The 13,227-nt window shown below is 36.8% G+C and carries 11 protein-coding genes; 8 read left to right on the forward strand and 3 right to left on the reverse strand.

The annotated features are described in order from the left end of the window. The first annotated feature begins 304 nt into the window (after positions 1–304). The 4 genes from H5084_RS09020 (at position 305) to speB (ending at position 7,013) form a co-directional block, all read left to right on the forward strand. Positions 305–1,801: a hypothetical protein gene (locus H5084_RS09020; RefSeq protein ID WP_182690227.1), complete on the forward strand. Its 1,497-nt coding sequence runs from the start codon at positions 305–307 to the stop codon at positions 1,799–1,801. A gap of 352 nt (positions 1,802–2,153) precedes the next feature. Then, positions 2,154–3,431 carry a hemolysin family protein gene (locus H5084_RS09025; protein WP_028869548.1) on the forward strand — a complete coding sequence of 426 codons (1,278 nt, stop codon included), beginning with the start codon at positions 2,154–2,156 and terminating at the stop codon, positions 3,429–3,431. Positions 3,432–4,133: 702 nt separating this feature from the next. Beyond that, a complete protein-coding gene (gene speA, locus H5084_RS09030) occupies positions 4,134–6,044 on the forward strand; it encodes a biosynthetic arginine decarboxylase (RefSeq protein WP_220485933.1) in 1,911 nt (636 codons plus the stop codon). Beyond that, complete coding sequence (speB, locus tag H5084_RS09035; RefSeq protein ID WP_182690228.1) at positions 6,045–7,013, forward strand: agmatinase; 969 nt, start codon at positions 6,045–6,047, stop codon at positions 7,011–7,013. Positions 7,014–7,166: 153 nt separating this feature from the next. On the opposite strand, the gene H5084_RS09040 is transcribed toward speB, so the two are convergent. Continuing rightward, complete coding sequence (locus H5084_RS09040) at positions 7,167–7,565, reverse strand: CBS domain-containing protein (RefSeq protein ID WP_028869551.1); 399 nt, start codon at positions 7,563–7,565, stop codon at positions 7,167–7,169. 402 nt (positions 7,566–7,967) lie between these two features. Here H5084_RS09040 and H5084_RS09050 point away from each other — a divergent pair, with 402 nt between their 5' ends. The 4 genes from H5084_RS09050 to H5084_RS09065 all read left to right on the forward strand — a co-directional run bounded on the left by H5084_RS09050 (position 7,968) and on the right by H5084_RS09065 (position 11,844). Further along, positions 7,968–9,071: an alkene reductase gene (locus tag H5084_RS09050; RefSeq protein WP_182690229.1), complete on the forward strand. Its 1,104-nt coding sequence runs from the start codon at positions 7,968–7,970 to the stop codon at positions 9,069–9,071. 204 nt (positions 9,072–9,275) lie between these two features. Further along, entirely contained in the window at positions 9,276–10,121 is an 846-nt protein-coding gene (locus tag H5084_RS09055; protein ID WP_037071954.1) for a DMT family transporter, read from the forward strand. Between the two features lie 75 nt (positions 10,122–10,196). Further along, positions 10,197–10,820, forward strand: a complete 624-nt coding sequence (locus tag H5084_RS09060) for an alpha-ketoglutarate-dependent dioxygenase AlkB (RefSeq protein WP_182690230.1) — start codon at positions 10,197–10,199, stop codon at positions 10,818–10,820. A gap of 289 nt (positions 10,821–11,109) precedes the next feature. Next, a complete protein-coding gene (locus tag H5084_RS09065) occupies positions 11,110–11,844 on the forward strand; it encodes a DNA-J related domain-containing protein (RefSeq protein ID WP_182690231.1) in 735 nt (244 codons plus the stop codon). A 297-nt stretch (positions 11,845–12,141) separates the two neighbouring features. On the opposite strand, the gene H5084_RS09070 is transcribed toward H5084_RS09065, so the two are convergent. Both H5084_RS09070 and H5084_RS09075 read right to left on the reverse strand, forming a co-directional pair. Beyond that, positions 12,142–12,498: a hypothetical protein gene (locus H5084_RS09070; RefSeq protein ID WP_166369545.1), complete on the reverse strand. Its 357-nt coding sequence runs from the start codon at positions 12,496–12,498 to the stop codon at positions 12,142–12,144. 112 nt (positions 12,499–12,610) lie between these two features. Next, positions 12,611–12,787 carry a DUF1328 domain-containing protein gene (locus H5084_RS09075; RefSeq protein WP_182690232.1) on the reverse strand — a complete coding sequence of 59 codons (177 nt, stop codon included), beginning with the start codon at positions 12,785–12,787 and terminating at the stop codon, positions 12,611–12,613. Positions 12,788–13,227 lie beyond the last annotated feature (440 nt).

A 13,227-nucleotide genomic window follows, 5' to 3' on the forward strand; every position in this document is an offset into this window, starting at 1 on the left:
AAGCTAACCATTAATTTTAAACGCACCGTTTCAGGATGGCCGTCCATGGCCATTCTGAAACTACCGCAAACGTCCTGTTTGCTGTTGCTAAAATTAAAGGTTACCTTGGGAAAACTCAACGGTGGGATGATGTAGACACATTGAGCAATGTTCTAAGCTGATGTTGAAAATGTTAGGTCAGCATTGGTTTTTTATATAAATTAAACATAAGCATCACTTTTTATGTTTATAGTTAATGTAAATAACATTTCATTCTGTATTATAGCTAGATTATTGAAATTTATAATGAAATTAAGGGTTTTAAATGATTACTCGAAGTGAAGAATATAATAATGAGATGCGTTTCGTTCCTTATGATATGACTGCAATTGAATCCGAGCTAAATCATATAGAGGAAACCCTTATCTCTTTATTTAATACTTTTCCTTCAACAAATGATAAGAAAAATGAAAATGTATCAATTGCTAGCCCTATAAATGAAAATTCTTTTGGTAAGTTAATTCAAGCAGGGGTAATCGGTGAAGAATCATCTATGCTTATCAGACGGAAAAATGGATTCGTTATATTATTTAATGAACCAGTCTATATTTCATCTATTAATTTTACTACATTGAAAAACCTAAAAGTATCGAATAACGATATTGATAACGAACTTATTTTAATAAAGCACGGTGAACAAAAGTGGGAGTCGATATTACTCAAGCCAAGTAACAAAATAAATGAAGAGCCTCCTGTTTGCAATATACACTCCGTAGTTCTGGGAGTAGCTATTCCACACAATTATCAGTTAGATAATTTACAATATATCCCCGCTAATAAAATATTAAATACAGATGTGTTAACTGAACTTGTCCAGTCATATAAAACTCTTGATTCACATACTATGAGTGCATTAAATAGAACTAAAAATTTCGAAGAGTCGCTTAATCTTAAAGTTACAGAAAAGAGTTCACAGCTTGCCTTATTACAAAATAAAATTAACACATTAGAGGATGAAGCGGGCAGGTTGAAAGAAGGGCATAAAGTTAAAGAAGCAATTTTAAATAAACTTGATAAAGTGCTAAGTGACAATAGAGATGAACTTACTGCTCTTGAAGCTCAAAAGGCTTCTAAAAGTGCAGATATTAAAAATAAAAATAATCAATTAGAAGATTTAGGTTTGCAAAGTAAGGTTGCAGTTGCCGAATTGGCTAAATTTGAAAGTAGGCTAGATACTGAAAATAAAAAATTAGAAATCCTTAATAAGGAAATACGAGACGCTGAAAAGGAAAAGGATCTATATAGCTTCAATATGAAGGGTTTTACTAAAGAAGCAAGAACACAATTAAGAATATATGCAATATTATCTGCAATATTGATTGGTATTTTAGGTTATATTTTTTATGAAATATACGATAATGCAAAAGGGTTTCTGGATCTAATTCCCACTATTGCAGGTAAGAGCGTATCTATGTTGGATATTTTATTAAGTCGATTGCCTATGATAACTGCATCAACTTTAATAATTGGGGCTTTTTCTGCATTGTTGTACTTCTTAGTGAATCATATTATTGCTTTAAATAAAGAGAAAATGCTTATGCTTAAAGCTCATATATTAACAGAGCAATTAAGTGGATCTTTAGAAGAACATTGTGAACAAGCTAAACTTGATCCTATTCTACTTAAGAAAGATATCAAAATTGAAATGATAATGAGGCTTTTCGATAAAGAAAGAAATATAGATACTGGGCCCAAGTTAGATAAGAATGTTATCGAAATGATAACTAAAGCAGTTGAAGAGGCTAAAAAATCAGTGAAGTAAAGCATTTCGAACGACAGAAAAACAATGGCTAACTGGCTGTTGTTTTATACCAGAAACTTGCTCTATAAATTGATATTTTATAAAGCAAGTTTCTGGTAGATAAGTTGATTGATAGACTTTCTAAAGACTCGATATTAAATCACCCACTTTCATGTTTACATTCAATTACTTAACCCAACCATACTAGTAGATTTCCATAATTAAAAAAATAACCGTTGTCGAACTTGAAACTCGCTCTATAATGCGGCTAATTTTAGCGCTATATATCCGGAAGCGGTTGCATAAAGCGTATTGGTAATGTGTTAAATAGTCATCAATTTGGGTGGCTATAGTGTGATGAAAGGGTTTGAACATGAGTGATGTGTTGAGCATTGTTTTATTAATATTAGCGGGTGCTTTATTTGCTATGTCGGAGATTTCTATTGCGGCGGCTAGGAAGATTAAACTGCGCGTGATGGCGGATGAGGGCAGTGCTAAAGCACTTGATGTGATTGAGTTGCAACAGCAACCGGGTAACTTTTTTGCGATGATGCAAATTGCCTTAAATGGTATCTCTATTCTTGGCGGTATTATCGGTGAGCAGGCATTAACGCCTTATATTCGCCAGATGCTCAGTGTGTTTTATCAAGGCCCGTTATTGGGCGAAGTCAGTTTTATCCTTTCTTTTATTTGCCTAACTTCTTTATTTATTTTATTTGCTGATTTATTACCTAAACGGTTGGCGATTATTATGCCGGAAGCGGTGGCTATTCGTATCGTATCCTTGATGCGTTGGATAACCTTTTTGTTGATGCCTGCGGTGTTTTTGTTTAACGGCCTGACAAATATAATGTTGCGCTTATTTCATATTCCAACGGAACGTACCGAGCTGGTGACAACGGAAGATATTATCGCGATGATGGATGCGGGGGCAGAAGATGGCAGTTTGCAAAAGCAAGAATATCAACTGATTGGTAATGTATTTGATTTAGAAGTAAGTACTATTGGTAGTGTGATGACCCCGCGTGATCAAATCATTTTTTTTGATTTAGACGATAGCAGTGATGAAATCAGCCAAAAAATTATCGAACAACCTCATAATGACTTTCTAGTGTGTGATGGTGGCTTGGATAAAATTCGTGGCAGTATTGAATCAAAAGAGATTTTACGCTTAGTGTTAAAAGGAGAGCTGGCACAAATTCACCCCACACAGGTGGATAAAGACTTGTTCTATTTACCTGAAACCTTGACGCTTTCTGAAGCATTGAATGCCTTTAAAGTGGCCACTCAACCTTTTGCGGTAATTGTTAATGAATACGCCACCGTGGTGGGTATTGTGACGGTAAAAGATCTGTTGAGCAGCTTTATGGGTGAATTGATCACGCATCAAGATGAAGAGCAAATTGTACAAAGGGATGAATCGTCTTGGTTGATTGAGGGCTTAACGCCAATTAATGAGGTAATGCGTTGCTTGGCGATTGAAGAGTTTCCTGATCGTATTCAATATGAAACGATTGCGGGTTTTATGATTTATACGTTGAAACGTTTACCTAAACGCACGGATCACTTTACCCACCAAGGTTACAAGTTTGAAGTGTTGGACCTAGAAGGTGTTCGCGTTGAACAAATTCTGGTGACTAAGCTTAAGTAACCTCAGTTATGGATAAGCAAAGTGATACAACATCGTTATTTCCGCGGATATTTTCGTTAAACACTCTTTCAATAGCCAGTTATTGCTTCAATAATTGGCCTTGAACTACGCAAAACTAGCGGCATTGTATAGCCAAAAAATATAACCTTATGATTTTAACTAACCTCAATTCTGCTTTCATTAAGCAGAATTGAGGTTAAGTAATTTCAATAAAGGTAGTTCATTTAATTTGTTTGATAGATTCAAGCAATTTCCTAGATTCATATAATAAGCACACAAAATAAATTTTATTATTGTGTGCTTATTTCCCACCCATTCTCTTCTTATTTTGCACACTCTTTAGCATCATTTTTTTGTAAGCCTAACCCGTTATTTTGCGCATTTATTTTGTATAATACTTTTTAAATCAATTACTTTTATTTTCCTAAATTGCTTATTTTTCGACCTGTATTGGCTTTTTTAATCAATAAAAATGTTTGAACTAGCTATGTGTTCAATTTTTTTTGTTAAGCAAAGCAAAATTATTATCTAGACGTGATGCAATTATTACCCAATAATCCGAGCACATAAATTGTGCGATGGCCACTGTATTTAACTCTATTTAATGCCTATTAATTAGAGGAAGAAAAAGGCGGTCATCGAGCTGTGATTTCAGTTCACTGAGTCATCATTATTCTTACATTATTATTGAGAGATCTAAATTTGCAACATTCAACTGATATGGAACGCATCCGAGCGGAATACAATGTTCGTTACTGGAGCCAAGGTTTTTATGGGATCAACGACCAAGGTGAGGTGTATGTTTCACCGCGCAGTGGCAGTGATCATCAACTTGCATTAAGTGACATTGCAACGCAATTGGCTGAGCGTAATTTAAGCATGCCTGCTTTAGTACGTTTTCCGCAAATATTACACCAACGTGTACACAATATTTGTGATGCTTTTAACCAAGCAATTCAAGAAGTTGAATACGATAATAATTATTTATTGGTTTACCCTATTAAAGTTAACCAACAAAAAGAAGTGGTTGATGAAATTCTAGCAAGCCAAGCGGAGTTAGAGCATAAACAACTCGGGCTTGAAGCGGGCAGTAAACCTGAATTATTAGCAGTTTTAGCGTTGGCGCATAAAGCCAGTTCTGTGATTGTTTGTAATGGCTACAAAGACAGAGAATATATTCGTTTAGCATTAATTGGTGAAAAACTAGGTCATAAAGTACTCATTGTATTAGAGAAATTATCTGAACTTGATTTAGTGTTAGAAGAAGCACGCTCGTTAGGCGTTAAGCCGCGTATGGGCTTGCGTATTCGTTTAGCCTCTCAGGGCGCGGGTAAATGGCAATCAAGCGGCGGTGAAAAGTCTAAATTTGGTCTTGCTGCTGCTCAGGTATTAACGGTTGTTGAACGTTTAAAAGCGGAAAACCAATTAGATACATTACAACTAGTACATTTTCACCTAGGTTCGCAAATGGCGAATATTCGTGATGTACGTAATGGTGTGAGTGAAGCAGCACGTTTTTACTGTGAATTACGCACGATGGGTGTGCCATTAGACTATTTAGATGTGGGTGGCGGTTTAGCGGTAGATTACGATGGCACTCGTAGCCAATCTCATAATTCAATGAATTATAGTTTAGCGGAATATGCTCGTAATATTGTGATCACGATTAGTGATATTTGTAATCTTTATGATCAACCTAAACCTGCGATTATTTCTGAGTCTGGGCGTTCATTAACAGCGCATCACGCGGTGTTAATCACCAATGTTATTGGTGCAGAAACTTACAAACCAGAAGTCATTGAAGCACCGGTTGAGCCTGGTTCGTTATTACTACAAAACATGTGGAATAACTGGAGCTTATTATCTGGCGGCAGTGATGACCGTGCGTTAATTGAGATTTACAACGATACACAAAGCGACATTGTAGAAGTACATAATCAATTTGCGACGGGCGTATTAAGTTTGCAAGAACGCGCTTGGGGTGAGCAAGTTGCATTACGCATTTACCATGAATTAAGTGCGCAAATGAGTACTAAAAACCGTTTTCATCGTCCTATTTTAGATGATTTAAACGAGCGTTTAGCGGATAAGTTCTTTGTTAACTTTTCACTATTCCAATCAGTACCAGATGCGTGGGGAATTGATCAAGTATTCCCAATTTTACCGCTGTCTAATTTACAGAATGCGGGCGAACGTCGCGCCGTATTATTAGATATCACCTGTGATTCTGATGGTGTGATTGACCAATATGTTGATGGTCAAGGCATTGAAACGACCTTACCAGTACCAGCTTGGTCTGCTGATAAACCTTACTTAATGGGCTTTTTCTTAGTGGGGGCTTATCAAGAGATTTTAGGTGATATGCATAACCTATTTGGCGACACGCACAGCGTTGTGGTTAATGTGGATGAGCAGGGTGGATGGGAAATAGAATCGATTAATGAAGGTGATACGGTTGAAGATGTGATGAAATACGTACACATCGATGTTGAAGCGATTCGTGATAATTACCGTGCATTGGCATCATCGCGTATATCGGTTGAAGAGCAGCAAAGTATTTTAGATGAGTTAGAGCAAGGTTTAGCGGGTTACACTTACTTAGAGGGTTTTTAAATGTCGGCATCCTTTAACGATTTATTCACTAAAGAAGATTACTCATTATATTCTAATGCGATGACGTTTATGCGTCGTCCGTTAGTGAAAAATCCTTTAGCGAAAGATCCATTGGCAGAAAGTGCAGATGTAGTTGTACTCGGTGTGCCTTTTGATATGGCAACATCAGGTCGTTCTGGTGCGCGTATGGGCCCAGATGCTGTGCGCCGTGCCTCGGTTAACTTGTCATGGGAAAGTAAAAAATTCCCATGGGAGTTTAAACTGTTTGAGCATACCAAGGTGATTGATGCTGGCGACTTAGTATTTGATTGTGGTGATGCTGAAGACATGACACAACGTCTTGAAGCGGCAGCCGACCAAATTCTAAGCAGTGGTAAAATGTTACTCAGTTTAGGGGGCGATCATTTTGTAACGCTGCCTTTATTACGGGCTTATGCAAAGCATCATGGTGAAATGGCATTAATTCATTTTGATGCCCACACTGATACTTATAATAACGGCAGTCGTTATGACCATGGTACGATGTTTTACCATGCGCCTAAGGAAGGGTTGATTGACCCTAAATCATCAGTGCAAATTGGTATTCGTACTGAATATAAGCAGCAAGGTCATGGCTTTAATGTGATTAATGCGATGCAAGCGAATGATTTATCAGTTGATGAGATTGTGTCTCAGGTTAAACAGATTGTCGGTGACAAACCGGTGTATTTAACCTTTGATATTGATTGCTTAGATCCTGCTTTTGCACCGGGTACGGGTACGCCAGTATGTGGTGGTATTAGCTCGGATAGAGCATTAAAAATCATTCGCGCACTGCAAGGGATTAACTTGGTGGGAATGGATGTGGTTGAAGTATCACCTGCTTACGACCAAAGCGAGATCACTGCACTTGCTGCTGCAACAATAGCATTAGAGTTATTGTATGTTTGGACGGCTAATAAATTGAACGCATCTAACGCTACTGCTTAGAATCGTTACTTTTTTCTTGCTAGTACTACGTCTATTTACTATAAGATATTAAAAAATCGAGTAAATAGACGTTTTTAATTCGTTCAATTAGCTTATTAAGAAACGAGCTTAGTAAAACTATATTAGTCTGCCGAAAAGCCATCTTAAACTTGATTAAAAATTGTTATCTAATAATGCTTTTAATACGCGACGGCGAGATATCACACCCACCACTTTATTGTCTTCGTTAATCACTGGGTAAGTTTTAGGTTGAGGACCCACCATCTTTTCTGCCAATGAGAAAATTGTTTGATCTGCTTTAACGCTTAGCACTTCTTTACGCATGATGTCTTGAACTAAACCTATTCGCTGGTTGTGATAAGCAAATTGAGTGGTTACGTGTAAACATTCCTGTTCAGAAATCCAACCAAGTAATATGTTATTTTGATCAATAACGGGCCCACCTAATGCTTCTTTCTGAATGAGTTGTATTGATGCGGTTATCACTGGCATATCTTCATAAATCTTCGCAAAATTAACATCCATATAGTTTTTTACGATCATCTCTTTCATTTTTAAAACTCCTTTTTATAATATTGTATTAACAATGGGCTGTGTTTAAAGGCTATGCAACCTTAAATAACCTCAAGTAACTTTAAACAACTTTATGCTTTAACTAACCTGATTATGTATAACATTTAATTATTATTATGATAATTAATCATAATTTTAAAGTGTCAATGGAGTGGCGTATATTGTTGGCTATCGAAGCGATACTGCGCTTCTTAATTAATCCTTACGCTTGGCGTTGAAGATATTTACCCTGCTTGCAGCAAGAACAATGCATTAGGTGGAAAAGTGACAGGTGAGTCTGGCCCTGTTATAGGTGCAACCACTCATATTGCTTTTATTACAGACCCGATGGATATCAAATAGAATTGATTAAAACTGAATAATTTTTTAAAGGAAAATATGATGACAGATTTACTATTTCAACCACTTCAATTAGGAAAATTTTCATTAAAAAACCGCATTGTGATGCCACCGATGACACGTTCTCGTGCTGCTCAACCGGGTAATGAAGCAAATGACATCATGGCTAAGTATTATGCACAACGCACAGGTGCAGGGCTTATTATTAGTGAAGGCACACAAATCTCTGCATTAGGTCAGGGGTATGCTTGGACACCTGGGATATACAGTGCAGAACAAATTGCGGGTTGGAAAAAAGTAACAGATGCCGTACATGCAAAAGGCGGTGTTATGTTTGCTCAGCTTTGGCATGTTGGTCGAGTATCACACCCAGATAACACGGGTGGTGTTCAACCGATTTCTTCATCGACTTTAAAAGCTGAGAATGTAAAAGTATTTGTTGATGACGGTGTTGGTGCACCGGGGTTTGTTGACGTCGTTGAACCTCGTCAAATGACTAAAACGGATATTAACAATGTGATTGAAGAGTATCGTCAAGCGGCACTGAATGCACTTGAAGCGGGATTTGATGGTATTGAACTACATGCTGCTAATGGTTATTTAATCAATCAATTCATTGATTCAAATGCCAATAATCGTACTGATGAATATGGCGGCAGTATTGAAAATCGTCTACGTTTTCTAGGTGAAGTCGTTGCTGCAATGGTTGATGCTATTGGTGCAGATCGCGTGGGAGTTCGTTTAGCGCCGTTTACTTCATTAAACGGTACGGTTGATGAAACGCCTGTAGAAACTTATAGCGCCGCCGCTGCATTATTGAATACGCATAATGTTGTTTATATTCACATTGCTGAAGTGGATTGGGACGATGCACCTGAAACACCTTTAATATTTAAAGAAAATGTTCGTGCGGCTTATCAAGGAACATTAATTTACGCGGGACGTTATGATGCTGAAAAAGGCGAGCAAGCTATTAAAAGTGGATTGGCTGATATGATTGGTTTTGGACGTTCATTTGTGTCTAATCCCGACTTACCAAACCGTATTAAAAATGGCTACCCATTAGCAGCTCATGATCCAGAGTCGTTATTCGGTGGAGCCGAAAAAGGCTTAACGGATTATCCTGAATACAGTCAGCCTGAGTAAACTAAGCCATACATTAAAACTATACAAGAATAGCTCTAAGCATAGTTAATCTGAATGTTGCAAATAAGTTAAGCTAATTCTTGTGACTCAGTTAAACTAGTGTGACTAGTCATTCAGTTTATTAAAAGCAACCTTACGGAACAGTTTGGTTGCTTTTTTGTGTTTATAAAACGTAAAAATAAAACAATTAAAAAGAGAAAACCGATGCGCGGAGAGTTTCATTTATTATTAGCTACATTGCTAGCTGCAGTTGGTTGGATTGCTTCTAAAATAGTGATTGAGTCAGTACCGGGTGACATCTTTTTATCGGTTCGATTTTTGTTTGCGAGTCTTATCTTATTTCCTTTTTGTTATAAAAAAGTATTACGCTTAAACTTCAAACAAGTTATATCAGTGTGTTCCGTTGGCCTTATTTTAGCCGTTTCAATGAAGGTCTGGGTCTATGCGATGTCAATCACTGCCAGCGTCTCTGAAGGGGCCTTTATCATGAGCTTAGCGATGATTATTGCACCTTTTACTTCATGGTTGTTTTTTCGTCAACGCCCTAATAGAGCATTCTGGTTCGCGTTACCTATTGCGATTGCTGGCATGATGTTGATGACACTGTCTAATGGTTGGCAGGTAGAGAAAAGCCAATGGTGTTTTTTACTTGCTTCTGCGTTACTGTCTATGCATTTTGTATTTAATAAAAAGATGTCCAGCAGTGTTAAGCCGCTTATCTCTATCTTTATACAGTTATTGACGGTAGGCATTTTTACTGCACTTTTTGCTGTGTTTAACGAACAAGCTCACTTTGAATTAACTAATTACGTGATAGTTTGGTTCGTTATTTCTGCTGTTGTTGCGACTTCAATCCGTTATTTATTACAAACCATGGGACAACTTTCAATTAAGATCGAAACTGCCGCATTAATCATGATTTTAGAACCCATTTGGACACTGCTCATGAGCATGGTGGTGCTTGGAGAAATACTTGAAACACAAAAGCTGATAGGGGCTGCTATTATATTTTTGTCGTTATTTCTTTATATTAAGCTTTCTAGAAGATAGTGAAGTTTTGTAGAAAATAGCGCAGTTTTACAAATATTAGCTTAGTGATGAGTTTGCTTTAAAAGAGGGAATAGAATGTACAATCTGGACTTATTTTCAGCGCTAGAAGAGTCGCCGATTAACATTATTAATTATGATGGGATAGTAGAGTACCATGGGCTGTTAATCCCCTTTGATGAAGCGAATGATTTCTTTGATATTTTGCTTAATACTATTCAATGGAAACATGACCAAGCAAATATTTTAGGTGAAGTGATTGTGACTAAGAGAAAGGTAGCTTGGTATGCCAATGAATCTTTTAATTACACTTATTCCAATATGACTAAAGTGGCCTTACCCTGGACGCCTGAACTACTAGTATTAAAAAAGAGGGTAGAAGAAGCAACAGGGCATCAGTTTAATTCTTGTTTATTAAACCTCTATAGTACTGGTGAAGAAGGGATGGCTTGGCACCATGATGGTGAAACAGACTTACAAAAGAATGGGGCGATTGCTTCATTAAGTTTTGGTGCAGAGCGTAAGTTTTCTTTTAAACATAAAGTAAACCAAGATACGAAGTCGATTTTCTTACAACATGGCAGTTTATTAGTTATGAAAGGCGCAACTCAAACGCATTGGTTACATCGATTACCACCGACTAAAAAAGTCAATACGGCTCGTATTAATTTGACGTTTCGTACCATTGATCAGAACTACTAAATAATAGGCGATTAAATAGCTAAGGAACCTGCTAATAGCAATTTCGTTAATTTAATGATCAGATATTAGGCAGGAAAAAGGAGCTAGTTTAAGCCAAAAGTTTTGTAAATAGTTATTCTCTTTACAAAACTTTTAATCTATCTAACTATACGACGATGTAAATCTGCTACGCTTATGTTCGTAGTGGTACAGGTGTAAATTTGTAAGTTAGAACTAAACATATATTTATTGTATTGCAGTTATTGATATTAGCTTAACGGGTATAGGTTAATGAAAGGGAGCAGTGTTAGTGAGTCAGCATCAACAAAGCAATGATCAGAAAAGTGAGCAGAAAAACAAGGAACAAAAAAATAGCTATCACAACAGTCGTCTATTAAAAATGCTTAAAGGTTATCCGCAAGGGATCAAAGAGTATGATCTGTTAACACTGTTACAGCAGCAAGCATCTCCACAAGAACCTCCACAACAAGCAGCAGAGCCACTAAATTCGATAGATACGGCTTACTCGAAAAAAGAACCTTTTTCTAGAAATGCCACCTTCTTTGATAACTTAGACCTCTTTCAGAAACACTTTCTTTTATTTCATGCACTCTATAAGTTAAATGATCAATTACAAGCCGCTCAAGAGGGCATGCTTATTATTGAAGCCTTAAATATTCAATTTTTACCCGCCGAGCAAGGTCAGCAAAATAGAGCTAATGACCCTAAGTATAATCTACACCTTGAGTTGGCAAATCATGATCCATTAAGGGATTATTATTTGGATATCAATAATTTGCACGATACATCAAGTGAAGATGTCGATAATTTACTAGACAGTTTTTGGCTTAATATAGGAGGCAATAGTGAAAAGAACAGCGCATTAGCTTTACTTGATCTACAAGAACCCTGTGATTTAGTGATTATTAAAAAGCGCTATCGACAATTATTGGCAAAATACCATCCCGATAAAGGCGGGTGTGTTGAAACGACTAAGGCATTGAATGATGCTATGTCGGTGCTGAAGCGTTGTTATCCTGCTTAATACATGAGTTAAATAAGCTTTGTATGGTAACGCTGTTATCCTAACTAAAGTGAATAAAAGGGCGTCAAAAACTCTGTGTATCTCCCCGATACTAAATTGTTATTTTGGGGTCTATGAGATGTTTGTAACTTACAAAGCCGCAATAAAAAATGCATCGTGTATTAGCACGATGCATTTTGTTAACTATTAACATATTTCAGTGATATTTTAAGCCATAATTGAAGCTATTCTTAAAGCTATTTTAGGCTAAAAAAGTGGTTAGTTTTTGGTTTACCTTAATATGTTATGACTTGGCGATTAACAGTCTTTATCTTCAGCGCCTAATTCACCTTTAACATCTTCACAGGCATCTTCTATGGCATTACCTGTATCAGTTGCTGCGTCTTTTATTTTGTCACCTGCATCGCTAGCGGCATCTTTAGAGTCAGAGACAGCCTCGGTTAGTGTATCGCCGGCTTCTCCTGCTGCATTTTTAGTATCTGATACAAGCGTATCAAGATTATCGCCAGCGTTTTCTGCAAATGATTTAGTTTCTGCAGCTGCTTCGTCAATGTTTTCGCCTGCTGTTTCTGCGCTATCATCGCTACAAGCCGCTAAACCTAATGTTGAAGCCAGTGTTAATACTAATAGTGTTTTTTGTTTGTTAAAGTTCATAGTCGATCTCCAGTAATAATTAATTTATGTGATATAGATTCACTTTAATGTTTAAAGTTCAAATGTTTAATGTATATAAATAGGCTCGTTTTAATGCTTAACATTTAAATGCCTAAAGCTTTGGTGTTCGACCTCTTAGTGCGTTAGCAATTAATGAAATCACCAGTAATACGGCAAAGACAAAGAATATTATTTTAGCTATTCCTGCCGCTGCTCCAGCTATTCCTGCAAAACCTAACACACCTGCGATAATTGCGACGATAAAGAAAGTTAATGCCCAACCTAACATGTGATGCTCCTTTTGGTGTATGTTGAATGATGTTGTTGATATAGATATTGCGAGATACGTGCCAGTTTTTAAGTGATTGATTTTAAAGTTTTAAATTGTTTTTTCTGTTTTTGTGGAAATGAGTTGAAGTAAACTTTACAAGATAAAGTGTAAAGTTTGCAGAGCAAAGAAGGCGTGAATTACTCTATTGCTGATGCTGTTTCAATACTGCGAGGAAGGCTGTTATTGAACTTGATTGGTTATGAGAGAGGGCTGGTGATGGGACTTGATAGGTTATGGGACTTGATAGGTTTTGGGAATAGTGGTCGAATAATCTTTAGAGGCATTTAGTTTATTGTTAATAAATTGCACCGATAACCATCGCAAATAATAAGCAATGGTTATCGGTGTAGTGATGTAATAGGGGAGTAGTTTAGTGATGCAGTAGCTTTAGCGATTTA

Source organism: Psychromonas sp. SR45-3 (genome assembly GCF_014163575.1).
Taxonomy (GTDB): domain Bacteria; phylum Pseudomonadota; class Gammaproteobacteria; order Enterobacterales; family Psychromonadaceae; genus Psychromonas; species Psychromonas arctica.